At 61.2% G+C, this 22271-nt stretch carries 22 protein-coding genes; 16 read left to right on the top strand and 6 right to left on the bottom strand.

Translation table 11 applies throughout. The features are described from left to right. Positions 1-205: 205 nt before the first annotated feature. Entirely contained in the window at positions 206-1726 is a 1521-nt protein-coding gene (exaC, locus tag POF45_RS12290; protein WP_259496889.1) for an acetaldehyde dehydrogenase ExaC, read from the bottom strand. 366 nt (positions 1727-2092) lie between these two features. Here exaC and POF45_RS12285 point away from each other — a divergent pair, with 366 nt between their 5' ends. The 4 genes from POF45_RS12285 to POF45_RS12270 all read left to right on the top strand — a co-directional run bounded on the left by POF45_RS12285 (position 2093) and on the right by POF45_RS12270 (position 6483). Then, the gene (locus POF45_RS12285) at positions 2093-4006 is read left to right on the top strand and encodes a sigma-54-dependent Fis family transcriptional regulator (RefSeq protein ID WP_282315762.1); all 1914 of its coding nucleotides are present in this window, start codon (positions 2093-2095) and stop codon (positions 4004-4006) included. A gap of 221 nt (positions 4007-4227) precedes the next feature. Then, on the top strand, positions 4228-5577 hold the full coding sequence (gene mpl, locus POF45_RS12280; RefSeq protein WP_282315761.1) for a UDP-N-acetylmuramate:L-alanyl-gamma-D-glutamyl-meso-diaminopimelate ligase: 1350 nt from the start codon (positions 4228-4230) through the stop codon (positions 5575-5577). Then, positions 5574-6206 carry a flavin prenyltransferase UbiX gene (ubiX, locus tag POF45_RS12275; protein ID WP_259496886.1) on the top strand — a complete coding sequence of 211 codons (633 nt, stop codon included), beginning with the start codon at positions 5574-5576 and terminating at the stop codon, positions 6204-6206. The genes mpl and ubiX overlap by 4 nt, the downstream gene beginning before the upstream one ends. Further along, positions 6199-6483 carry a YceK/YidQ family lipoprotein gene (locus tag POF45_RS12270; RefSeq protein WP_259496885.1) on the top strand — a complete coding sequence of 95 codons (285 nt, stop codon included), beginning with the start codon at positions 6199-6201 and terminating at the stop codon, positions 6481-6483. Before ubiX ends, POF45_RS12270 begins: the two co-directional genes overlap by 8 nt. Positions 6484-6602: 119 nt before the next feature. Here POF45_RS12270 and POF45_RS12265 read toward each other — a convergent pair whose 3' ends face one another. The 3 genes from POF45_RS12265 to POF45_RS12255 all read right to left on the bottom strand — a co-directional run bounded on the left by POF45_RS12265 (position 6603) and on the right by POF45_RS12255 (position 9547). Continuing rightward, positions 6603-7244, bottom strand: a complete 642-nt coding sequence (locus tag POF45_RS12265) for an oxidoreductase (protein ID WP_259496884.1) — start codon at positions 7242-7244, stop codon at positions 6603-6605. Positions 7245-7271: 27 nt separating this feature from the next. After that, positions 7272-8990, bottom strand: coding sequence for a C13 family peptidase (locus POF45_RS12260; protein ID WP_259496883.1), 1719 nt, complete (start codon positions 8988-8990; stop codon positions 7272-7274). Positions 8991-9091: 101 nt separating this feature from the next. Continuing rightward, on the bottom strand, positions 9092-9547 hold the full coding sequence (locus tag POF45_RS12255; RefSeq protein WP_259496882.1) for a MaoC family dehydratase: 456 nt from the start codon (positions 9545-9547) through the stop codon (positions 9092-9094). 197 nt (positions 9548-9744) lie between these two features. On the opposite strand from POF45_RS12255, the gene POF45_RS12250 reads away from it, so the two are divergent. The 4 genes from POF45_RS12250 (at position 9745) to POF45_RS12235 (ending at position 11717) form a co-directional block, all read left to right on the top strand. Beyond that, a complete protein-coding gene (locus tag POF45_RS12250) occupies positions 9745-10107 on the top strand; it encodes a CidA/LrgA family protein (protein WP_282315758.1) in 363 nt (120 codons plus the stop codon). Next, positions 10107-10823: an LrgB family protein gene (locus tag POF45_RS12245; protein WP_259496880.1), complete on the top strand. Its 717-nt coding sequence runs from the start codon at positions 10107-10109 to the stop codon at positions 10821-10823. Before POF45_RS12250 ends, POF45_RS12245 begins: the two co-directional genes overlap by 1 nt. A gap of 10 nt (positions 10824-10833) precedes the next feature. Further along, positions 10834-11424 (top strand): LON peptidase substrate-binding domain-containing protein, encoded by a 591-nt coding sequence (locus POF45_RS12240; protein ID WP_259496878.1) that lies wholly within the window; start codon positions 10834-10836, stop codon positions 11422-11424. 125 nt (positions 11425-11549) lie between these two features. Next, the gene (locus POF45_RS12235; protein ID WP_259496876.1) at positions 11550-11717 is read left to right on the top strand and encodes a hypothetical protein; all 168 of its coding nucleotides are present in this window, start codon (positions 11550-11552) and stop codon (positions 11715-11717) included. Between the two features lie 78 nt (positions 11718-11795). Here the strand turns inward: POF45_RS12235 and POF45_RS12230 are convergent, their stop codons facing one another. Together POF45_RS12230 and POF45_RS12225 are read right to left on the bottom strand one after the other, a co-directional pair. Continuing rightward, positions 11796-13112 carry a bifunctional DedA family/phosphatase PAP2 family protein gene (locus tag POF45_RS12230; protein ID WP_259496874.1) on the bottom strand — a complete coding sequence of 439 codons (1317 nt, stop codon included), beginning with the start codon at positions 13110-13112 and terminating at the stop codon, positions 11796-11798. A 174-nt stretch (positions 13113-13286) separates the two neighbouring features. After that, positions 13287-13985, bottom strand: a complete 699-nt coding sequence (locus POF45_RS12225) for a DNA-3-methyladenine glycosylase (protein WP_259496873.1) — start codon at positions 13983-13985, stop codon at positions 13287-13289. 189 nt (positions 13986-14174) lie between these two features. On the opposite strand from POF45_RS12225, the gene POF45_RS12220 reads away from it, so the two are divergent. From POF45_RS12220 to POF45_RS12185, 8 genes are all read left to right on the top strand, one after another. Then, positions 14175-15446, top strand: a complete 1272-nt coding sequence (locus tag POF45_RS12220; protein ID WP_259496871.1) for a glutamate-5-semialdehyde dehydrogenase — start codon at positions 14175-14177, stop codon at positions 15444-15446. Between the two features lies 1 nt (position 15447). Continuing rightward, a complete protein-coding gene (nadD, locus tag POF45_RS12215) occupies positions 15448-16137 on the top strand; it encodes a nicotinate-nucleotide adenylyltransferase (protein WP_259496870.1) in 690 nt (229 codons plus the stop codon). Between the two features lie 74 nt (positions 16138-16211). Continuing rightward, a complete protein-coding gene (gene rsfS, locus POF45_RS12210) occupies positions 16212-16706 on the top strand; it encodes a ribosome silencing factor (protein WP_201191911.1) in 495 nt (164 codons plus the stop codon). 9 nt (positions 16707-16715) lie between these two features. Then, positions 16716-17183 carry a 23S rRNA (pseudouridine(1915)-N(3))-methyltransferase RlmH gene (gene rlmH, locus POF45_RS12205; protein ID WP_007937439.1) on the top strand — a complete coding sequence of 156 codons (468 nt, stop codon included), beginning with the start codon at positions 16716-16718 and terminating at the stop codon, positions 17181-17183. A gap of 10 nt (positions 17184-17193) precedes the next feature. Then, on the top strand, positions 17194-19089 hold the full coding sequence (mrdA, locus tag POF45_RS12200) for a penicillin-binding protein 2 (protein ID WP_259496869.1): 1896 nt from the start codon (positions 17194-17196) through the stop codon (positions 19087-19089). 31 nt (positions 19090-19120) lie between these two features. Then, complete coding sequence (gene rodA / locus POF45_RS12195; RefSeq protein ID WP_259503281.1) at positions 19121-20224, top strand: rod shape-determining protein RodA; 1104 nt, start codon at positions 19121-19123, stop codon at positions 20222-20224. Between the two features lie 17 nt (positions 20225-20241). Continuing rightward, entirely contained in the window at positions 20242-21252 is a 1011-nt protein-coding gene (gene mltB / locus POF45_RS12190; protein ID WP_259496868.1) for a lytic murein transglycosylase B, read from the top strand. Beyond that, a complete protein-coding gene (locus POF45_RS12185) occupies positions 21252-22265 on the top strand; it encodes a septal ring lytic transglycosylase RlpA family protein (RefSeq protein WP_282315756.1) in 1014 nt (337 codons plus the stop codon). Before mltB ends, POF45_RS12185 begins: the two co-directional genes overlap by 1 nt. Positions 22266-22271: the final 6 nt, after the last annotated feature.

Genomic DNA, 22271 nt, shown 5'->3' with positions numbered 1-22271 from the left:
GGGTGTGGATTTTCTTGTGTTGCGGGCACGCAAAGCCCGTGCCAGAGCGGCAGGAGCGATGATTTGATGTTGTCGTCCAGGACACTTTCGCGAGCAAGCCCGCTCCCACATGGGTGATGGGGTGTGCCTGTGATTTCAGGCACACCGAAAATCTACTGTGGGAGCGAGCCTGCTCGCGAAAGCCGTTACGTGGTTATGCGTCGGGTTAGAAGAAGCCCAACGGATTGATGTCGTAGCTCACCAGCAGGTTTTTGGTCTGCTGATAGTGGTCGAGCATCATCTTGTGGGTTTCACGGCCGACGCCGGACTTCTTGTAACCGCCGAACGCGGCATGCGCCGGGTACAGGTGGTAGCAGTTGGTCCACACACGACCGGCCTTGATCGCACGGCCCACGCGGTAGGCGCGGTTGATGTCGCGGGTCCAGAGGCCGGCACCCAGGCCGAACTCGGTGTCGTTGGCGATGGCCAGGGCTTCGGCTTCGTCCTTGAAGGTGGTGATGCTCACCACCGGGCCAAAGATTTCTTCCTGGAACACGCGCATTTTGTTGGTGCCCTTGAGCAGGGTCGGCTGGATGTAATACCCGGTCGCCAGGTTGCCCTCGAGTTTTTCCACCTTGCCGCCCGTCAGCAGCTCGGCGCCTTCGCCCTTGGCAATTTCCAGGTACGAAAGGATTTTGTCGAACTGCTGCTCGGACGCCTGGGCGCCGACCATGGTGTCGGTGTCCAGCGGGTCGCCACGTTTGATCGACAGGACTTTTTTCATCACCACTTTCATGAAGTCGTCGTAGATCGATTCTTGAACCAGTGCCCGCGATGGGCAGGTGCACACTTCGCCCTGGTTGAAGAATGCCAGTACGAGGCCTTCGGCGGCTTTTTCGATGAAGGTCGGTTCGGCTTGCATGATGTCGGCGAAGAAGATGTTCGGCGACTTGCCACCCAGCTCCACGGTGGACGGAATGATGTTTTCGGCGGCGCATTTCATGATGTGCGAGCCGACCGGGGTCGAGCCGGTGAAGGCGATCTTGGCAATACGCTTGCTGGTGGCCAGGGCCTCGCCAGCTTCTTTACCGAAGCCTTGCACCACGTTCAGCACGCCGGGTGGCAGCAGGTCGCCGATCAGTTCCATCAGCACGGTGATGCCCAGCGGGGTTTGCTCGGCAGGCTTGAGCACCACGCAGTTGCCGGCGGCCAGGGCCGGGGCGAGTTTCCAGGCGGCCATCAGGATCGGGAAGTTCCACGGGATGATCTGCCCGACCACGCCCAGCGGTTCATGGATGTGATAGGCCACGGTGTTGCCGTCGATCTCGGCGGCGCTGCCTTCCTGCGCGCGGATGCAACCGGCGAAGTAGCGGAAGTGATCGGCAGCCAGCGGAATATCGGCGTTGAGGGTCTCGCGTACGGCCTTGCCGTTGTCCCAGGATTCGGTGATCGCCAGCACTTCGAGGTTCTGCTCGATGCGGTCGGCAATTTTCAGCAGCACCAGCGAGCGCGCCTGGACGGACGTGGCACCCCAGGCATCGGCAGCGGCGTGGGCAGCGTCCAGGGCTTTGTCGATGTCTTCGGCGGTTGAGCGCGGGAATTCGGCAATCGGTTGGCCATTCACTGGCGAGGTATTGGTGAAGTACTGACCTTTGACAGGCGCGACGAACTCGCCGCCGATGTAGTTACCGTATTTGCTCTTGAACGAAACGATAGCGCCTTCAGTACCGGGGTGAGCGTAACGCATGATGGTTTTCTCCTTGGCTTTTGTGCTTATAAGGGAGGGCGCATGTGCGCTTGTTATAAGCGTAGAGCAAAGGTTGGGCCACTGCCTTGCAAGTCAGGAAAATCAAGGCCTTGCGCGGTTTGTCTCGGACGGGCGGGCGGCGGCTGTGACGGTTTTGGTACAGCCTGGGTGACAGTTTGTACCGCTTGTGGCACAGGCTGTGACCGGGTGGTCTTGCCAGCATTGCAAAGCGATGGAGGCTGGAGGATGCTGGACCTCAAGTGGCTGCATATCTTGCTCGTTGAGGGACCTTTTTTGGTGAGGGGGCAAGCCTCCTCACCACAGGATTGTGGCTGGCTGTACACCTCTCGGGGAGAATAATAAGAAATGCACGACAACCATTTAAGTCGCCATGCCCAACAAGTCCTGACCGTTACCCAGGGCAAATCACACTTGCACGGCCCCGGCAGCGATCCTTCCATTGCCCGTTCCTGGCTGCGCTGCCTTGAGGATTATCACCTCGACCCGGCCCTGACCATGGCGCCGACGGTGCTCGAACATGGCCGCGTGCTGGAAAGCCGCGAGCGTTTGCAGCAAGTGCTGCACATCGCCGGCAACGAGATGACCAGCCTGCATCAGCAACTCTCCGGCGCCGGTCACGCGGTGCTGCTGACCGATGCGCGTGGGGTGATCCTCAACTGCGTCACCGCGCCCGCCGAGCGCAAGATTTTCGAGCGCGCCGGGCTGTGGCTCGGGGCGGACTGGAGCGAGGCCTGCGAAGGCACCAACGGTATCGGCACTTGTCTGGTCGAGCGTCAGTCGCTGACCATCCACCAGGACGAACATTTTCGTGGTCGCCACACTGGCCTGACCTGCTCGGCAAGCCCGGTGTTCGACCCGCATGGCGAATTGCTGGCGGTGCTCGATGTGTCCTCGGCCCGGCACGACGTCTCGCGCCAGAGCCAGTTTCATACGATGGCGCTGGTCAATCTCTCGGCGAAGATGATCGAGAGCTGCTATTTCCTGCGTTACTTCGACAATCAATGGCTGCTGCGTTTTCACCTGCAGGCCGAGTCGGTCGGGCTGTTCAGCGAAGGGTTGCTGGCGTTCGACGGGGAAGGGCGGATCAGCGCGGTCAATCAGAGTGCGCTGAACCTGTTGGGGCATGGTCGTGGCGGACTGCTCGGCCAGCCGGTCGAGGCGTTCTTCGATTGCTCGCTGGATGAATTGCTCAGTCGTGCCAGCATCAATGCCAGCGCCAGTTGGCCGCTGCGAACCCGCGACGGACGCAACCTGTTTGCCCTGTTGCGTGGGCAACCGCGCAGTGTGCCAATGCCGGTTGTACACAAACCGGCGGCTGCCGAACCTGCGCGTCTGTCCGGCATTTGCCTGGGTGATGCCGGCTTGCAGGACGACTTTCGTAAATCCCTGCGGGTGTTCGAACGCGACGTACCGCTGTTGATCAACGGCGAAACCGGTTCCGGTAAAGAGGCCTTTGCCAAAGCCGTGCATCAGGCCAGTCAGCGCAGTAATAAAGCCTTTGTCGCACTCAATTGCGCGGCCATCCCCGAAAGCCTGATCGAGAGCGAACTGTTCGGTTATCGCGGCGGCAGTTTTACCGGGGCGCGCAAGGAGGGCATGCGTGGCAAGTTGCAGCAGGCCGATGGCGGTACGTTGTTCCTCGATGAAATTGGCGACATGCCGCTGGCGTTGCAGACCCGGCTATTAAGGGTGCTGGAAGACCGTCAGGTGGTGCCGATCGGCGGGGAACCGGAGTCGGTCGACGTGCGAATCATCAGCGCCACTCACCGTAATTTGCTGGAGCGGGTGCAGGACGGCAGCTTTCGCGAGGATCTGTATTACCGGCTCAACGGGCTGGAAGTGGCATTGCCGGCATTGCGCGAGCGTTCGGATAAATCCCAGTTGCTCGACTTTCTGCTGGCTGAGGAGGCGGGTGGCGAGGTGCTGCTGATCGACGAAGCGGCGCGGCAAGCACTGCTCGGTTTTGCCTGGCCGGGCAATGTGCGGCAGTTGCGTAATGTGCTGCGCACGTTGGCGGCGTTGTGTGAGGGTGGACGGATCGGCATGGAGGATTTGCCGGTAATGATTCGTCAGGCCCGGCCGGTGATTGCGCCAATGATTGAAGACCCGTCGGCTTATCCACTGGAAGACGCCGAGCGGCTGGCGCTGCTCAATGCGCTGGAGCAGATGCGCTGGCACATGACGCACACCGCGCAGCAGCTGGGTGTCAGTCGCAATACCCTCTATAGAAAACTGCGTAAACACGGGATCGAACGCTAAACGCGATTGTGGCGAGGGGGCTTGCCCCCGTTGGAGCGCGCAGCGGTCCCAAAACCTGAGCTCGCGATGTGTCTGTTACAGCGCGGTAGCAGGCTTTGGGGCCGCTACGCAGCCCAACGGGGGCAAGCCCCCTCGCCACAGTTGTCTGTGCATCACTCAGCTAAAGAGTGCGAATTTCCCCACCCTACGCTAACCTGCGGCCATGTTTTACGAGGTCGACTATGCACATTCATATTCTGGGTATCTGTGGCACTTTCATGGGTTCGATGGCGGTTCTGGCCAAAGAGCTGGGCCATCACGTGACGGGCTCCGATGCCAACGTCTATCCACCCATGAGCACACAGCTTGAGGCTCAGGGCATTCAGTTGACCCAAGGCTACGATCCCGCCCAACTCGATCCGGCGCCGGATCTGGTGGTGATCGGCAACGCCATGTCCCGTGGCAATCCGGCTGTTGAATACGTCTTGAACAAAGGCCTGCCTTACGTCTCCGGTCCGCAATGGTTGGCCGATCATGTGTTGCAAGGTCGTTGGGTATTGGCGGTCGCCGGCACCCATGGCAAAACCACCACCAGCAGCATGCTTGCCTGGGTACTGGAGCACGCCGGCATGAGCCCGGGGTTCCTGATCGGCGGTGTGCCGCAGAATTTCTCGGTGTCGGCACGTCTGGGCGAGACGCCATTCTTCGTCATCGAAGCCGACGAGTACGACAGCGCCTTCTTCGACAAGCGCTCCAAGTTCGTTCACTACCGTCCGCGCACGGCGATCCTCAACAATCTTGAGTTCGATCATGCCGACATTTTCCCCGATCTGCCGGCAATCGAGCGGCAATTCCATCATTTGGTCCGCACCATTGCGAGCGAAGGGCTGGTGATCCATCCGACCACCGAGCCTGCGCTGCAACGCGTGATCGAGATGGGCTGCTGGACGCCGGTGCAGACCACCGGCGCTGGCGGCCAGTGGCAGGTCAAACTGTTGAGCGAAGACGGTTCGAAATTCGAAGTGATGTTCGAAGGCGCCGCGCAAGGCGTGGTCGAGTGGGACATGACCGGCCAGCACAACGTCGCCAATGCCCTGGCTACCCTGGCCGCTGCTCGCCATGTGGGCGTGGTGCCTTCCATGGGTATTGCAGCGTTGAGCGCATTCAAAAGCGTCAAGCGCCGCATGGAAGTGGTCGCGCAGGTCAACGGTGTAACCATCTACGACGACTTCGCTCACCACCCGACCGCCATCGCCACCACTCTCGACGGCTTGCGCAAACGCATTGGCGATGCGCCATTGATCGCGATCATCGAACCGCGCTCCAACTCGATGAAGCTCGGCGCGCACCGTGACGGCTTGCCGGAAAGTGTCAATGATGCCGATCAGGTGGTCTGGTACGCGCCAGCCAATCTGGGCTGGGACCTGCCGGCCACCGTTGCGTTGTGCACCGTGCCGTCGATTGTCTGCGACTCGCTGGACGGCATCATTGAGCACGTGAAACACCAGGTTAAGCCCGGCACTCATGTGGTCATCATGAGTAACGGCGGCTTCGGCGGCCTGCATGGCAAGCTCGCCGAGGCGCTGAAATGAGCAACGGGCCGGACCGCATCACCTTGGCGATGACGGGCGCATCGGGCGCCCAGTATGGCTTGCGCCTGCTCGATTGCCTGGTGCGTGAAGATCGCGAGGTGCACTTCCTGATCTCCAAGGCTGCGCAACTGGTGATGGCCACCGAGACCGACGTCACGCTGCCGCCCAAACCGCAAACCATGCAGGCCTTCCTGACCGAATACACCGGGGCTGCCGCCGGGCAGATTCGTGTGTACGGCAAGGAAGACTGGATGTCACCCGTGGCCTCGGGCTCTGGCGCACCTGCGGCAATGGTGGTGGTGCCGTGTTCCACCGGCACCTTGTCGGCCATTGCCACGGGCGCCTGCAACAACCTGATCGAGCGGGCGGCCGATGTGACCTTGAAGGAGCGTCGGCAGTTGATCCTGGTGCCGCGTGAAGCGCCGTATTCGAGCATTCACTTGGAGCACATGCTCAAGCTGTCGAACATGGGCGTGACCATTTTGCCGGCCTCACCGGGTTTTTATCATCAGCCGCAAACCATCGATGATCTGATTGATTTTGTGGTGGCGCGGATTCTCAATCTGCTGAATATCCCTCAGGACATGCTGCCGCGTTGGGGCGAGCATCATTTGAGCAGCGATGAATAAGCTGTTGATGATCCTGCTGGCGCTGCAACTGGCCGGCTGCGCCACGGCACGCACGCTCGATGCCGCACAGCCGGGCGCGCCGGTCGTATATTCGGGGACGCGTCTGGATTTGTATGCGATGAACGGCGGCTGCTGCGCCAAGGATCGTTTCGGTGCCGAGGCACCGAGTTATCCGAATGTCGATCTGCCGGCGAGCGCGTTGCTCGACACGTTGCTGTTACCGTTGTCGGTGCTGACGGTGTTGGGGGTGGCGTTTCAGGCGACGGGTGGGTTGTAAGGCTCATGCGCTGTAGTGCTTGTGGCGAGCGAGCCTGCTCGCGCCGGGCCGCGTAGCGGCCCCTCCCGTGAGCGCTGCGCACTCAAACGGGAGCACGCTCCCTCGCCACAAGGGCCCGGTTATTTACCGAGCTTACGCAACTCGTCCGACTCAACCACCCGCACGCCATCCTGTTCTTCCAGCGCCAGGCGCCACATGGCGCGGGCCAGTTGGCATGCTTCGATGCCGCGATATTTGCCAGGGATCAACCGTGAAAGCGGCCCGGCCAGTTGTTCGGCCAGACGCGGTTCGACGCGATCACCCAGCAGCAGCGAAGGTCGGCAAATGGTCAGTTGCGGCCAGTCTTGCGCGCGCAGTGCCTGCTCCATTTCACCTTTGACCCGGTTGTAGAATACCGAGGACTTCGGATCGGCGCCCACCGCGCTGATCACGATCAAATGCCGTGCGCCCATTTCGCGGGCACGTTGGGCGAACGCCAGCACCATGTCCAGATCCACGGCGCGGAACGCTTGCTCGGAGCCGGCCTGTTTGATCGTGGTGCCCAGGCAGCAGTAGGCGATGTCGACGCGACCATTGAGTTGCGGCAAAAATACGGTCGGGTCGCCTACCGGATTTTCCAGATGCGGATGCTCGGCCAGTGGCCGGCGCGAGGGGGCCAGCACGCGGGTAATCGTGGGTTCGTTGAGCAGACGATCAAGCAGGTGTTCGCCAGTCAAACCAGTCGCGCCGGCGAGCAATACATGCTGAGGTGTCAGGTACATGGTGTTTCCCCCTTGTTACTATTCAGCTTAGTTGCCCTTGGCTTCCTTGCTTGTAATAGAGACACTTTGTAGTGCCTTTCGTGCCTGCTGTTTGCGTAACAATTGCCAGTGGGCGATCACCGCCTTGGGTGCCCAGATCTGAGGTTCCGAGGCTTCGAAGTTGTCCGCCAGCTCGCGCTCGGCGACGGTGGCCTTGGCCAGCTTGAAAGCTTGCTCCAGATCGTCGGTCTGATTCAGTGCCTGGGCGAACAGGGCGTCGCCGAAGTAGGTGAAGTTGGCCTCCTCCGAACAGCCGAAAGACACCCTGTCTTCTCGCGAAGCAGTCATGATCAGCGTGTGCTCGTCTTTGAGCGCGGGAATGAAGCCGCCGGAATAACAGGCGGAAATCACCACGATCTTGTCGCGATTTTTCAGCGGCGCAAGGACGGCGGCCAGTTCGTCGGCCGGCAGGTCGGCCAGTTCCATGCGAGGCTGGTCGAGGACCAGTTCGTGCTCGCTGGTGCCGTGGCTGGTCAGGTAAATGAACACCAGGTCTTCCGGGCCGCTACGCGCGGCGAGAGTCTGCACGGCGCGGCGCAGGTTTTCCCGGGTGGCCATTGGCCGGTCCATCAGGTGTTCGCGGTGGTTGACCAGGCGGATCTGGCCGTAGGCGCCGAAGCGGGTCGAGAGCATGTTGGCGACGTAGTCTGATTCGCGCAGGAACACGCTCTGTTTGCCATCGCCGCCGACGGTCAAGGTGTACAACTCCACCGCTGGCGTCGAGGCGGGGACGGCGGCCAGCGCTTCGTCGAGTAGACGGCCCTGGGCCAGCAGGCCGAGTTCGAGGGAGTCCGGCAGCAACCTGCCATCGGCATCGCGAACGCGCTGGCCATTGATCCAGGTGCCACTGAGCACCGTGCCATCCGTCAGCACCAGCGTGCCACGGCCCTGATAACTGTCGCTGTCGAACTCGCCCATGTAGAAACTGCCGTCGGCCAGGTTCAGGCGACCCGGTCCGGTGAAGCGCCAGTCGCTGAATTCGCCGATGTAGTGGCTGCCGTCGGTGCCGATCAGTTCGCCCTTGCCATTGAGCACGCCATCCTTGAACTGGCCGATCCACACATCGCCATCGGCGTTTTCGTAGCGGCCCTTGCCGTTGAGCTGGTTATCCTTGAAACCGCCGACGTAGATGTCGCCGTCGGCGCTGTTGAAGGTGCCATTGCCCTCCAGTTGACCATCGACGAAATGCCCGCTGAACTGATTGCCGCTGGCATCGCCGCGTGCGCCTTCGCCGTTGGGCTTGCCGTGGGCGAACTGGCCTTGATAGGAACTGCCGTCCTCGAGTTCGAGACGACCGAGCCCTGAATACTGATCGGCCTTGAACTCACCGCGGTAAGTCATGCCGTTTTCTTTGAGGGTGCCTTCGCCATCGCGCCGACCGGCCTTGAAGCCGCCGGTGTAGCTGCTGCCGTTGGTGGTCAGCGTGCCCTGGCCGTTGAACAGCCCTTGCTGGAACTGCCCGCGATAGACCTCGCCGTTGCTGCCGTGCCATTCCCCCTGGCCGTGCCACTGGCCCTTGTCGAACTGCCCGGCATACCAGCTGCCATTCGGGTAGTCGATGCGGCCCTGGCCTTGCAGCAAGCCGTTGACCAGATCGCCACGGTAACGCCCGCCGTCCGGCAGCCGGGCGTCGGGGGGCAGCAGCGATTCGCCATCGCCGCAAGCGGTAAGCAACAGGGTCAAAGCGAGGGGTGCAAGTGAGCGCATAGCGGGATCCGGGCAATTAGGCGAAGGAGTATGCCGCAGCTATGCGTCGTATATATAGAGAAGGGTGCGAAACAGCGTGAGCTGCTTCGCATCCGCACGCCTCAGACGAAGCAGAGGGACAGGGGTTCGGCGATGTATGCCGGTTTGTCCGAGCCTTCTATCTCCAGCGTCGCGGTGACTTTGAGCAGCCATTGGCCGGGTTTTTTCTCGCTGACGTCGTTCATCTCGACCTTGAGACGAACCCTTGAATCAACTTTGACTGGCTGGATGAAACGCACACTGTCGAGGCCGTAATTGACCGCCATCTTCAGCCCTTCGGGAAGAATCAGAATGTCCTCCATCAGTTTGGGGATCAGCGACAGCGATAAAAAACCGTGGGCGATGGTGCCGCCAAAGGGTGTTTTCGCCGCTTTGACCGGGTCGACGTGGATGAACTGATAATCGCCTGTGGCCTCGGCGAAGAGGTTGATGCGCTCTTGATCGATGGTGAGCCATTCGGAACGTCCGAGTTCCTTGCCGACATAATCTTTGAGCTCTGCTACGGGAACATAGGGCATTGAGACTCTCCTTGGTTTCATCGGTTTTATAGTTTTTCGCGTGGGGGGATTTGACCTCCCGGATAACCACTTTAGATCATCATGGAGATTTGCTCCGGTCAACTGACCATGCTTTTGGCGAATGCCGGCTCATGGCGTCGGCGTGCTTATAATGCCCGGCCGCTTTTTGGCGGGCAGCGTATTACGGAGGATGAGCGATGTTGTTACGTGGCCTGACCTGGCTGGTGCTGTTCCAATTGCTGGGCACAGCCATCAACCACTTGTTGTTGCCAGTGCTGCCGGGGCCGATTATCGGCCTGCTGCTGTTGCTGGTGTACCTGATCATTCGCGGTGAGGTCGGCGAACCACTGAGCCTGGCCGCCGGCAGCCTGCTGCGCTATCTGCCGTTGCTGCTGGTGCCGCCGGCGGTGGGCGTGATGGTGTATGCCAAGGATATCGCCGCGGATTTCTGGGCCATCGCCGGCGCGCTGGTGTTATCGCTGGTGTTGTCCATGGCCTTCGCCGGGGTGCTGATGCAGCGCCTGGTCAAGCGCCACGCGAACCGGTCGGAGAAGTTCTGATGCTCTTTGACTGGCAGGGCGCCTGGGCGTCGGTGATTCACCATCCGTTGTTCGGCATCGGCATTACTCTGGGCGCTTATCAATTAGTGCTCGCCGCGTTTGAGAAAACCCGGTGGATCTTTCTGCAACCGGTGCTGGTCTCCATGTTGTTGGTCATCGGCGTGCTGGTTGGCTGCAGCCTGACCTACGCCGAGTACCGCAAAAGTACGGAGATCCTCAGCATCCTGCTGGGACCGGCCACGGTTGCACTGGCGGTGCCGCTGTACCTTAACCTGCGGCGGATCCGGCAGTTGTTCTGGCCGATTTTTACTACGCTGGTGATAGGCGGCGTGGTCGCCACCGGCATGGGCGTGCTGCTCGGCTGGTGGTTCGGTGCCGAGCACATGATTCTGATGACCATGGCACCCAAATCGGTGACATCGCCGATTGCCATGTTGGTGGCCGAGCAGATCGGTGGCGTGGCCGCATTGGCGGCGGTGTTCGTGTTGATTACCGGGGTGATTGGCGCGATCTTCGGCCCGAGCCTGTTGACCCGGCTCGGCGTCCACAGCCCCGAGGCGCGTGGCATGGCGCTGGGCATGACCGCCCACGCTGTCGGCACGTCGGTGGCTTTGCAGGAAAGTGAAGAGTGCGGCGCCTTCGCGGCGCTGGCGATGAGTCTGATGGGCGTGGCCACGGCAGTGTTCCTGCCGCTGGCGGTGTCGATGGTGGTGTAAGGAAATGTCTATGAGCTTGCCGCTTTTTCCGTTGAACACGGTGCTGTTTCCCGGCTGCATCCTTGACTTGCAGATCTTCGAGGCGCGCTACCTGGACATGATCGGCCGCTGCATGAAGCAGGGCGGCGGCTTTGGCGTGGTCTGCCTTCTGGATGGCGAAGAAGTCGGCATCGCCCCTGCGGGCTATGCGCTGGTGGGTTGCGAGGCGTTGATCACTGACTTCAAGCAGCAGGAAAACGGTCTGCTGGGGATTCGGGTGCAGGGTGGTCGGCGTTTCCATGTGTTGCGCACCGAAGTGCAACGGGATCAGTTGACCGTCGCCGATGTCGAGTGGCTGCAAGACGAGCCCGAGCAACCGCTGCAGGATGAAGACGCCGATCTGGTCGCGTTGCTCAAGGCCCTGGCCGAGCATCCGATGGTCGAGGCGTTGAACATGGGCACCGAAGCCAGCGGCCAGCAATCCCTGGCCAATCAGCTGGCGTATCTGCTGCCGTTTGCCGAAGTGGACAAGATCGACCTGCTGCAACTCGATGATCCGCAGCAGCGACTGGATGCGATTCAGGCGCTGCTGGATGAGTTGCAGGGGGAGCTGTTTGCCTGAAGAGCGTGGCAGTCCGCAAGGGTTTGGTTACAGTTGGGGCGCCGAGCCAGCATTGTAGGTAAAAAAGATCTTGGCTAGTTTGGATTGCCCGCAGGACGCGGGTCTCAAGCTAAAGGAAAAACGAAATGGAAATCGTCGCTAGCCACAATCAAACTCTCTGGGATGAGTGCGCTGTCAAAGTTATTGTTGAAGTGCTGAAAACCCAGCCACGTTACAACTATGAAGTGGCTGCCGATGCTGCCGCCAAAGCGGCTGACGCATTGGTTGCACAGCGTCAGGTTCGTCTGCCGTAACGGATTGTATCGAATGGGTGACTGACTCTTTCGTTAAACCCCGGGCCTGGAGCCCGGGGTTTTGTCATTCAGGGCGGGTCAGTACGCATACCGCAACATCGCCGTCGGCAAATGCCGCAAGGCAAAGAACCCGAACAGCAACAGCAGCGACGGCAGCACCAGCCACCAGACTTTAGGCGGCATCGGGTTGAGCGGCGTACGGCGCTGACTCAACCACAGGCTTGCTGCACAAACGCACGCCGCCAGCATGGCGCCGGCCAGTACGTCGGTCGGCCAGTGGGCTCCCAGATAAACCCGTGACATGGCAATGGACAGCGCCGGCAGGCAGCCCAGCAGCAGCCAGGTCAGGCGCATTCTTGGAGGCTGTCCGCGACCGGCCAGCACCGCCAGACACAGAAACAGCGCAAACGACCCAGAGGCATGGCCGCTCGGCATGCTGTAGCTGGTCAACGGATCTGTCAGCACTTCCGGGCGCAGGCGGGCAAAAAAGTGTTTGGTCAGCGTATTGCCCAGCGCCGTGCAGAGCAGGGCGCCGCCAACGAAAATCATCTGACGCCATTGCCGTGTGAGCAGTAGTAGTCCGGTCAACAGGGCGCTGAATACCAGCATGTTGCGGAATTCGCCGATCAGCGTAAAGGTGACGGCGATTTCATCAAGCATTGGACTGCGGTGTTCCTGCACCAGGGTCATCAAGCCCTGATCCAGCGCAGTCAGATGTGGATAGCCGATAAACAGGCCCAGCAGAATCAACAGGCCCAGGCCGGCGATATAGGCGGTGGCATGGCGATGGCGGCGCAGGCTGCTGTTCACGCTCAAGCCGATCATCACCGCGATGCTGCCGGCGACAATCCCGGCTTCAGGCCAGAAGCCCTCCGGCAAGGGCAGGCGAATCGCCGCCCCGGTGGCCCAGCCAGGTAGCAGGTAAGCGATGCTCCAGCCAGCGGCGGCCAGCAGGCTGACGGCCAAGAAGCGCAGGAACGGCATGTCGAACATCCCGGCGACCATCGGCAGCATCGGACGCAGCGGGCCGATAAAGCGACCGACCAGCAAACTGGCAATGCCATAGCGCTGGAAATAAGTCTCGGCCCCGGCAATCCACTGCGGGTGATGCCGCAGGCCCGGCAAGCGCCGGATGTTCTGATGGAAATGCCGACCCAGGAAGTATGACACCACGTCGCCCAGGAGGCCGCCCAGGAAACCCAGCAATAGCGTTTCCCCCAACGACAGCGCGCCGCTACCGGCCAGCACGGCCACGGCAAACAGCAGCACCGTGCCCGGTACGATCAACCCGGCAATCGCCAGGCATTCCACGCAGGCCACTATGAAAACCGCCGCGGCCAGCCACTGCGGATTCACCGCCAGCCAACCGGTCACGCTATCGAGCCATGGGCCCATACAGACAACTCCATCAAATCTTCAATTGGCCCCAAGGGACGTACGTACTTTACGCAACGACACCAAACCCTGTGGAAGCGAGCCTGCTCGCGAAGGCGGACTGGCATCCGGCATTGCTGTCGACTGACACTCTGCTTTCGCGAGCAGGCTCGCTTCCACAAGGGTTCTCAGTGTTCAGGGCAGCAAAAAATAATCGCGACCTTCGACCTGTCCCCGCCGCAACGGGTTCCGCGTGCAGTACGGCGCGTAGGCCGCATCGACGAAGCGGTACATCAGGTGTTCGTCACGCCCGTGCGGGATGCCCAGGCGCGTGGTCTGGATAATGTGGCCAGGCGCCGGGCCGGTGTCTTCCACCAGCAACACCTCGTGATCGAAGCGCTTGGCGTCCCACACCGGCACCTTCAGGCCCAGTGCTTTGCACAGCAACGTCTGCCCGGCGCAGAGCTTTTGCGAGGCTCGCGGGCGGCCTTGCGCGTCGGGGTTGTTCAACAGCATCTGCGCCAGGCTCGCCGGTCCGCTCAATTCATCGATCCAGGGGTAGGCGGACTTGATCAGCACAGCGTTGCCCGGACCCTGCGCGCTGAAGTTCAGCGAATCGCCGCCTCGGGCGTAATACATATAGATGTGGCCGCCATCCAGAAACAAAGCCTTACGCTTTTCCGTGTAGCCGAGGGACGCATGGCTGCCTTTTTCTTCGCAGTAATAGGCTTCGGTTTCGATGATCCGGGCGCTGAGCCACAAATCACCGACCCGGTGACGGATGACTTTGCCGAGTAAATCCCGGGCCAGCAATTGGGCGTCACGGTCGAAAAAGGCGTCCGGCAGCGCCTGTGGCAGGCTGGAGGCGAGGGCGCGAACGGTCAGATTAGTCATGATGAACGACGTTTATCAGGGCTGATTGAGCGGTGATGATAACAATTTGCAGCTTAATCTCTGCTGAACGTCGGTAAATTGCCCTCCATTTCGACCATCCGCCCGTCACCGCTGTTAGTCGGCGGACGCGACAGCTATAATCTGCCGCTTTACTCTTTACCACGACCTTAGCAAAGACCACTCCAGACCATGACCGAGTCCATTGTTGACTACATGACCCGCCTGGGTCGCGCTGCCCGCGAGGCGTCGCGCATCATCGGCCGTGCCAGCACCGCGCAGAAGAACCGCGCCCTGCAGGCTGCCGCCAATGCGCTGGACGCTGCACGCGGCGAGCTGACGGCGGCCAATGAGCTGGATCTGGCCGCAGGTCGCGCCAATGGTCTTGATGCAGCGCTGCTGGAACGACTGGCCCTGACCCCGGCGCGCATCGACGGCATGATCGTCGGCTTGCGTCAGGTGGCCGCCCTGCCGGACCCGGTCGGTGCGATCCGCGACATGAGCTTTCGTCCTTCCGGCATTCAGGTCGGCAAGATGCGCGTGCCGCTGGGCGTGATCGGGATCATCTACGAGTCCCGGCCGAACGTGACCATCGATGCCGCCAGCCTGTGCCTGAAGTCCGGCAACGCGACCATCCTGCGTGGCGGTTCCGAGGCGATCAATTCCAACCGTGCCATCGCCGCCTGCATCCAGCGCGGCCTGGCCGAGGCCGAACTGCCGGCTGCCGTGGTTCAGGTGGTGGAAACCACCGACCGTGCCGCCGTCGGCGCGCTGATCACCATGCCTGAGTACGTTGATGTCATCGTGCCTCGCGGTGGTCGTGGCCTGATCGAGCGGGTCAGCCGCGATGCCCGTGTACCGGTGATCAAGCACCTGGACGGCATCTGTCATGTGTATGTCGGCGCCCATGCCGATCTGGCGAAGGCCCAGCGCATTGCCTTCAACGCCAAGACCTATCGCTACGGTATCTGTGGTGCGATGGAAACGCTGCTGGTTGATCAAGCTGTTGCCAGGGATTTCCTGCCATCAATGGCTGCACAGTTCCGCGAAAAAGGCGTCGAGCTGCGCGGTTGCGAGCGTACCCGGGCAATCATCGAAGCCAGTGCGGCCACCGAAGAGGACTGGAGTACCGAGTACCTGGCGCCAATTCTGTCGATCCGCGTGGTCGATGGGCTGGACCAGGCCATTGAGCACATCAATCGTTACGGTTCCCATCACACCGATTCGATCGTCAGCGAAAACCTCGCTGACACCCGGCGTTTCGTGGCCGAAGTCGACTCCTCGTCGGTGATGATCAACACCCCGACCTGCTTCGCCGATGGCTTTGAATACGGATTGGGTGCCGAGATTGGCATTTCTACTGATAAGCTGCACGCCCGCGGCCCGGTGGGCCTCGAAGGTCTGACCTGCGAGAAGTACATCGTGGTCGGTGATGGACAGTTGCGCGGGCAGGAGTCGGTCTGACTTGGGCGACCTCGACCCGTCAGCGCCGGTAGCCGCCAGCCAGCCCCGACCGCGACGCATTGGTGTGCTGGGCGGGACGTTCGACCCGGTGCACATCGGTCATTTGCGCGGTGGGCTGGAAGTCGCCGAATCCCTGGGACTCGACGAGTTGCGCCTGACCCCCAGTGCCAGGCCGCCTCATCGGGAGACACCGCAGGTGTCGGCCCACGACCGCCTGGCGATGGTCGAGTGCGCGGTGGCCGGTGTGGCGCCGTTGGTGGTGGACGCCCGCGAATTGCAGCGGGACAAACCGTCCTACACTATCGATACCCTGGAGCTGATGCGTGCCGAACTGGCTGCGCAAGACCAGGTTTTTCTACTTTTGGGCTGGGACGCATTTTGCGGCCTGCCCACTTGGCACCGCTGGGAAGAGTTGCTCCAGCATTGCCACATCCTGGTGCTGCAACGCCCGGATGCCGACAGCGAACCGCCGGATGCCTTGCGCAATCTGTTGGCGGCGCGCTCGGTGAGCGACCCGCTGGCCCTCAAAGGGCCGAGCGGACAGATTGCATTCGTCTGGCAGACGCCGCTCGCGGTATCCGCCACCCAGATCCGTCAACTGCTGGCCAGCGGTAAGTCGGTACGTTTCCTGGTGCCCGACGCGGTCCTGGCCTACATCGATGCGCACGGTCTCTACCGTGCGTCGAACTGAAAAAAAGGGCACGCTTCACGGCACGTGATCACGTGTAACGAAGCGCCCGAACATACGAGCAAAACGAGTTTTATATGACGAACAAAGACGTAACTAAAGTAAAGCGCAAAGGCACGTTCAAGAGCGCCCCACTGCCAGTTGAGGTCCCAACCGGACCGGAACTGCGTGGTGAAGAGCTGGTCAAGGTTGCCGTTGCAGCCCTGGAAGACGTGAAGGGCCAGGACATCCAGGTCATCGACGTTCGTGAAAAGCAGAGCATCACTGACTTCATGATCATCGCCACCGGTACTTCGAACCGTCAGATCGGCGCGATGCTGGACAAGGTCCGCGAAGCGGTCAAAGCCCTGGGCGTCAAGCCACTGGGTGAAGAAGGCAAAGGCGACAGCGACTGGGTGTTGCTGGATATGGATGACGTCATCGTGCACATGATGACTGCCTCGGCTCGTCAGTTTTACGACCTGGAGCGTCTGTGGTCCGGCGCCGAACAGAGCCGTGCTCTGAACGCGGCTCACCACAGCCCGGAAAACACCCACGAGCATTTCATCAAGCTCAACAAAGACCAGCAGTAAGGGACCGCTGTGCGACTGCGACTGATCGCCGTCGGTTCACGCATGCCCAAGTGGGTGGAAGAAGGCTGGCATGAATATGCCAAGCGTCTTCCGTCCGAGCTGGCGCTGGAACTGGTGGAAATTCCGCTCAATACCCGTGGCAAGAACGCCGACGTGGCACGTTTCATCCGCCAGGAAGGCGAAGCCATGCTGGCCAAGGTCGGGCCGAACGAGCGGGTTGTCACCCTCGAAGTCCACGGCAAGCCCTGGAGTACCGAGCAACTGGCGGTCGAACTCGATCGCTGGCGCCTGGACTCGCGCACGGTCAATTTCATGGTCGGCGGCCCCGAGGGGTTGGCGCCGGAAGTCTGTGCCCGTGCCGATCAACGCTGGTCGTTGTCGCCGTTGACGTTGCCGCACCCGCTGGTGCGGATCCTGATTGGCGAACAGTTGTATCGTGCCTGGACAGTGCTGTCCGGTCACCCTTACCACAAGTAGCTCTGCCCCCATGTCCCAGCCGATCCGCATCAAGGACCACGAAAAAGACGCCCGTCTGGTGCGTGGCCGCGTCGTGTTCGGGGCTATTGCGGTGGTGCTGCTGATCGGTGTGCTGATCGCACGGCTGTATTTCCTCCAGGTGATCCAGTACGAGTATCACTCGACCCTGTCGGAAAACAACCGTGTGCATGTGCAGCCGATTCCACCGACGCGCGGCTTGATCTTCGACCGCAACGGCGTGGTGGTGGCTGACAACCGGCCCAGCTTCAGTCTGAGCATGACCCGCGAGCGCTCCGGCGACTGGCAGCAAGTGCTCGACGTGATTGTCCAGGTGCTGGAACTGACCCCCGAAGACCGGGTGATTTTCGAGAAGCGCATGAAGCAGGGGCGCCGGCCATTCGAGCCAGTACCGATCCTGTTCGAGCTGACCGAAGAGCAGATCGCCCGGATCGCGGTGAATCAGTTCCGTTTGCCGGGTGTCGAGGTGGTTGCTCAATTGGTTCGCCACTATCCACAAGGCGCGCACTTTGCGCACTCGGTGGGTTACATGGGGCGGATCAATGAGAAAGAACTCAAGTCCCTCGACCCGGTGAACTACAGCGGTACGCACCACATCGGCAAGACCGGTATCGAGCGCTTCTACGAGCCCGAGCTGCACGGTCAGGTGGGGTACGAGGAAGTCGAAACCAATGCCCGGGGCCGCGTATTGCGCGTGCTCAAGCGTACCGATCCGATTCCCGGCAAGGACATCGTCCTGAGCCTGGACATCAAATTGCAGGAAGCCGCCGAAGCCGCACTCGGCGGTCGCCGTGGTGCGGTGGTGGCGCTGGATCCGGGGACCGGTGAAGTGCTGGCGATGGTCAGTCAGCCAAGCTTCGACCCGAACCTCTTCGTCACCGGCATCAGCTTCAAGGCCTACGCCGAGCTGCGCGATTCCATTGACCGGCCGCTGTTCAACCGCGTGCTGCGTGGTCTGTATCCGCCAGGCTCGACCATCAAGCCGGCCGTGGCGATTGCCGGGCTGGACAGTGGCGTGGTCACCGCATCGACCCGGGTCTTCGACCCCGGTTATTACATGCTGCCCAATTACGATCACAAATACCGCAACTGGAACCGCACCGGCGACGGCTATGTGGATCTGGACACGGCGATCATGCGTTCCAACGACACCTATTTCTATGACTTGGCCCACAAGCTGGGAATTGACCGCTTGTCGGCCTACCTGGGCAAGTTCGGCATCGGTCAGAAGGTCTCGCTGGACATGTTCGAAGAATCGCCGGGACTGATGCCGTCCCGCGAGTGGAAGCGCGCGACCCGCCGTCAGGCCTGGTTCCCCGGCGAAACGCTGATTCTGGGGATCGGCCAGGGCTACATGCAGTCCACGCCGCTGCAATTGGCGCAAGCCACGGCGCTGGTGGCCAACAAGGGCGTCTGGAATCGTCCGCACCTGGCCAAGACCGTCGAAGGCGAGCGGCCCAAGGATGAAAACCCGATGCCGGACATCGTCCTGCGGGACCCGTCCGACTGGACCAAGGTCAACCACGGCATGCAGCAAGTGATGCACGGCGCTCGTGGTACCGCGCGCAAAGCCGCCGTTGGTTCGCAATACCGGATTGCCGGCAAAAGCGGTACGGCCCAGGTGGTCGCGATCAAGCAGGGCGAGAAGTACGACCGCTCCAAGGTTCAGGAGCGCCATCGTGACCACGCCCTGTTCGTCGGCTTCGCGCCGGCTGACAACCCGAAAATCGTGGTGGCGGTGATGGTCGAGAACGGCGAGTCCGGTTCCGGCGTCGCCGCGCCGGTGGTTCGTCAAGTGATGGACGCCTGGCTTCTGGACCCCGATGGCCGCCTCAAACCGGAATACGCCGGCCCTATCAGTGCGGAGGCTACGGCCCGTGAAGAGTAATTTCGATCGCATCCTCTCCAGTGAGGACGTGATGCGCCGTCGTGCGACGCTGCTGCAACGCATGCACATCGACGGCCCTTTGCTGATCCTGCTGCTGACCCTGGCCGCCGGCAGCCTGTTTGTACTGTATTCGGCCAGCGGCAAGAGCTGGGACCTGCTGGCCAAACAAGCCACCTCGTTCGGCATCGGCCTGGTGTCGATGATCGTCATCGCCCAGTTCGAGCCACGCTTCATGGCACGCTGGGTGCCGCTGGGCTATGTGCTCGGCGTCACCTTGCTGGTGGTCGTGGATGTCATGGGCCACAACGCCATGGGGGCCACGCGCTGGATCAACATCCCCGGCGTGATCCGCTTCCAGCCGTCGGAATTCATGAAGATCCTGATGCCGGCGACCATCGCCTGGTACTTGTCCAAACGCACCTTGCCGCCGCAGCTCAAGCATGTGGGCGTCAGCCTGTTCCTGATCGGGCTGCCGTTCATCCTCATCGTGCGCCAGCCGGACCTGGGCACTTCGTTGCTGATCCTGGCGGGTGGCGCGTTCGTGCTGTTCATGGGTGGCCTGCGCTGGCGCTGGATTCTCAGCGTGCTGGTCGCGGTCATCCCGGTGGCCGTGGCGATGTGGTTTTTCATCATGCACGACTACCAGAAGCAGCGAATCCTGACCTTCCTCGACCCGGAAAGTGATCCGCTGGGCACTGGCTGGAACATCATCCAGTCCAAGGCGGCCATCGGTTCCGGCGGCGTGTTTGGCAAGGGCTGGCTGTTGGGTACTCAGTCGCATCTGGACTTCCTGCCGGAAAGCCACACCGACTTCATCATTGCGGTATTGGGCGAGGAATTCGGCCTGGTGGGCATTTGCGCACTGCTTTTGATTTACCTGTTGTTGATCGGTCGTGGGCTGGTGATTACCGCCCAGGCCCAGACATTGTTCGGTAAATTGCTCGCGGGCAGCCTGACCATGACGTTTTTTGTTTACGTTTTCGTCAACATCGGTATGGTCAGTGGCCTGTTGCCGGTTGTAGGGGTGCCGTTGCCGTTCATTAGCTACGGAGGAACTTCGCTGGTGACGTTGCTGTCAGCGTTTGGGGTTTTGATGTCGATCCATACCCATCGTAAGTGGATCGCACAGGTTTGAATAAGGTGAAGATTTCAATGCAAGCAATGCGTAACTGGGCGACTCGATACGTGCCGTGGGTCGGCCTGGTGGGCATCCTTGGTACCGCGGAACACGCGCGGGCCGGCGATTACGAAGGCTCACCGCAAGTGGCCGAATTCGTCGGTGAAATGACCCGCGACTACGGTTTCGCCGGCGAACAACTGATGGCGGTGTTCCGCGAGGCCGAGCGCAAGCAGGCGATCCTCGACGCGATTTCCAAGCCCGCCGAACGGGTCAAGCAATGGAAAGAATATCGTCCGATGTTCCTGACCGATGCGCGTATCGCCCGCGGCGTGGACTTCTGGCGTCAGCATGAGGCGGTACTGGCCCGCGCCGAGCAGGAATACGGTGTGCCGGCTCAGGTGATTGTCTCGATCATTGGCGTTGAAACCTTTTTTGGCCGTAATACCGGCAATTATCGGGTGATCGATGCCTTGTCGACGCTCGGTTTCGACTATCCTCCCCGTGCCGAATTCTTCCGCAAGGAGTTGCGCGAGTTTCTGCTGCTGGCGCGTGAGGAGCAGGTCGATCCGTTGACCCTCAAGGGCTCCTACGCCGGGGCCATGGGCCTGCCGCAGTTCATGCCGAGCAGTTTTCGCGCCTATGCGGTGGATTTCGACGGTGACGGCCACATCAACATCTGGACCAATCCGGACGATGCCATTGGCAGCGTCGCCAGTTATTTCAAGCGCCACGGCTGGGTCGCGGGCGAGCCTGTGGTCAGCCGCGCGGATGTTCGCGGCGATCAGGTGGACGACGGTTTGACCACCGGCATCGAGCCGACGAAAACCGTCGGGGAGTTGCGGGCCCTGGGCTGGTCGAGTCATGATGCGCTGCGCGATGATATGCCGGTCACCGCTTTCCGCCTGGAAGGTGACAATGGCCCCGAATACTGGATGGGCCTGAAGAATTTTTACGCGATTACGCGTTATAACCGCAGCGTGATGTACGCCATGGCCGTATATCAACTGTCTGAACAGCTGGTCCAAGCACGGGGCGTCAAGTAATGCGGGCATTGCCTATGAGTAAACCCCTGAAGCTGATGGCATTCGCCGCGTTGGCGGTGCTGGTCGCCAGTTGCTCGACCAGTCGTGCACCGACCCAGAAGACCTCTGGAACTGCCGTGCGCGCCATGCCAGGCCTGGACGTCAACCGCGCCCACAAAGACGGCGCGCCGTGGTGGGATGTCGATGTTTCGCGCATTCCGGACGCCACGCCGACCCTGCACACTGGCGCTTACAAGGCCAACCCGTACACGGTGCTGGGCAAGACCTACTTCCCGTTGAGCGACTCCAAGCGCTACGTCGCCTCCGGAACCGCCTCCTGGTACGGCACCAAGTTTCACGGGCAGAACACCGCCAACGGCGAGGTGTATGACCTGTATGGCATGAGTGCCGCCCACAAGACCTTACCGCTGCCAAGTTACGTTCGGGTGACCAACCTGGACAACAACAAGAGCGTGATACTGCGGGTCAACGACCGTGGGCCGTTCTACTCGGACCGCATCATCGACCTGTCCTACGCCGCCGCCAAAAAGCTCGGTTATGCCGAAATCGGCACGGCACGCGTCAAGGTTGAAGGCATCGATCCGCAAGAGTGGTGGGCGGCCAAGGGCCGTCCGGCGCCTTTGATGCTCAATGAGCCTCAAGTAGCGCAAAATGCCGCGCCGACGATTACGGCTTCTGCGGGGACTGTCGAGCAGTGGACGCCACCGCCGCAGCAACACGCGACGGACACTGTGCCAGTGCAGATCAGTGCAAAAAAAAACGCTTCTGTACCAGCCTCTGGCCAGTATCTGCAGGTGGGCGCGTTCGCCAACCCGGACGCTGCAGAACTCCTGAGATCGAAGCTCAGCGGGATGGTGAGCGCTCCGGTGTTCATCAGCTCGATCGTGCGCAACCAGCAGACACTGCATCGGGTGCGCCTGGGGCCGATCGGTTCTCAGGGTGAAATACAGCAAGTGCAGAACAGCGTGCGGATGGCCAATCTCGGTTCGCCGAGCCTGGTCACCGCCGAGTAACACGCA

The sequence above is a fragment of the Pseudomonas fungipugnans genome (genome assembly GCF_029955235.1).
Classification (GTDB): Bacteria; Pseudomonadota; Gammaproteobacteria; order Pseudomonadales; family Pseudomonadaceae; genus Aquipseudomonas; species Aquipseudomonas fungipugnans.
This window is presented reverse-complemented; position numbering and strand designations above follow the sequence as displayed.

Excerpts from the sequence above, each read along its gene's own strand:
- POF45_RS12220 (WP_259496871.1), top strand. The coding sequence starts at position 14,175 with ATGACCGAGTCCATTGTTGACTACATGACCCGCCTGGGTCGCGCTGCC.
- POF45_RS12235 (WP_259496876.1), top strand. The coding sequence starts at position 11,550 with ATGGAAATCGTCGCTAGCCACAATCAAACTCTCTGGGATGAGTGCGCT.
- rsfS (WP_201191911.1), top strand. The coding sequence starts at position 16,212 with ATGACGAACAAAGACGTAACTAAAGTAAAGCGCAAAGGCACGTTCAAG.
- POF45_RS12185 (WP_282315756.1), top strand. The coding sequence starts at position 21,252 with ATGCGGGCATTGCCTATGAGTAAACCCCTGAAGCTGATGGCATTCGCC.
- mpl (WP_282315761.1), top strand. The coding sequence starts at position 4,228 with ATGCACATTCATATTCTGGGTATCTGTGGCACTTTCATGGGTTCGATG.
- POF45_RS12240 (WP_259496878.1), top strand. The coding sequence starts at position 10,834 with ATGAGCTTGCCGCTTTTTCCGTTGAACACGGTGCTGTTTCCCGGCTGC.
- POF45_RS12255 (WP_259496882.1), bottom strand. The coding sequence starts at position 9,547 with ATGCCCTATGTTCCCGTAGCAGAGCTCAAAGATTATGTCGGCAAGGAA.
- mrdA (WP_259496869.1), top strand. The coding sequence starts at position 17,194 with ATGTCCCAGCCGATCCGCATCAAGGACCACGAAAAAGACGCCCGTCTG.
- POF45_RS12250 (WP_282315758.1), top strand. The coding sequence starts at position 9,745 with ATGTTGTTACGTGGCCTGACCTGGCTGGTGCTGTTCCAATTGCTGGGC.
- POF45_RS12265 (WP_259496884.1), bottom strand. The coding sequence starts at position 7,244 with ATGTACCTGACACCTCAGCATGTATTGCTCGCCGGCGCGACTGGTTTG.
- POF45_RS12245 (WP_259496880.1), top strand. The coding sequence starts at position 10,107 with ATGCTCTTTGACTGGCAGGGCGCCTGGGCGTCGGTGATTCACCATCCG.
- POF45_RS12260 (WP_259496883.1), bottom strand. The coding sequence starts at position 8,990 with ATGCGCTCACTTGCACCCCTCGCTTTGACCCTGTTGCTTACCGCTTGC.
- POF45_RS12270 (WP_259496885.1), top strand. The coding sequence starts at position 6,199 with ATGAATAAGCTGTTGATGATCCTGCTGGCGCTGCAACTGGCCGGCTGC.
- rodA (WP_259503281.1), top strand. The coding sequence starts at position 19,121 with ATGCGCCGTCGTGCGACGCTGCTGCAACGCATGCACATCGACGGCCCT.
- POF45_RS12225 (WP_259496873.1), bottom strand. The coding sequence starts at position 13,985 with ATGACTAATCTGACCGTTCGCGCCCTCGCCTCCAGCCTGCCACAGGCG.
- POF45_RS12230 (WP_259496874.1), bottom strand. The coding sequence starts at position 13,112 with ATGGGCCCATGGCTCGATAGCGTGACCGGTTGGCTGGCGGTGAATCCG.
- exaC (WP_259496889.1), bottom strand. The coding sequence starts at position 1,726 with ATGCGTTACGCTCACCCCGGTACTGAAGGCGCTATCGTTTCGTTCAAG.
- mltB (WP_259496868.1), top strand. The coding sequence starts at position 20,242 with ATGCAAGCAATGCGTAACTGGGCGACTCGATACGTGCCGTGGGTCGGC.
- ubiX (WP_259496886.1), top strand. The coding sequence starts at position 5,574 with ATGAGCAACGGGCCGGACCGCATCACCTTGGCGATGACGGGCGCATCG.
- POF45_RS12285 (WP_282315762.1), top strand. The coding sequence starts at position 2,093 with ATGCACGACAACCATTTAAGTCGCCATGCCCAACAAGTCCTGACCGTT.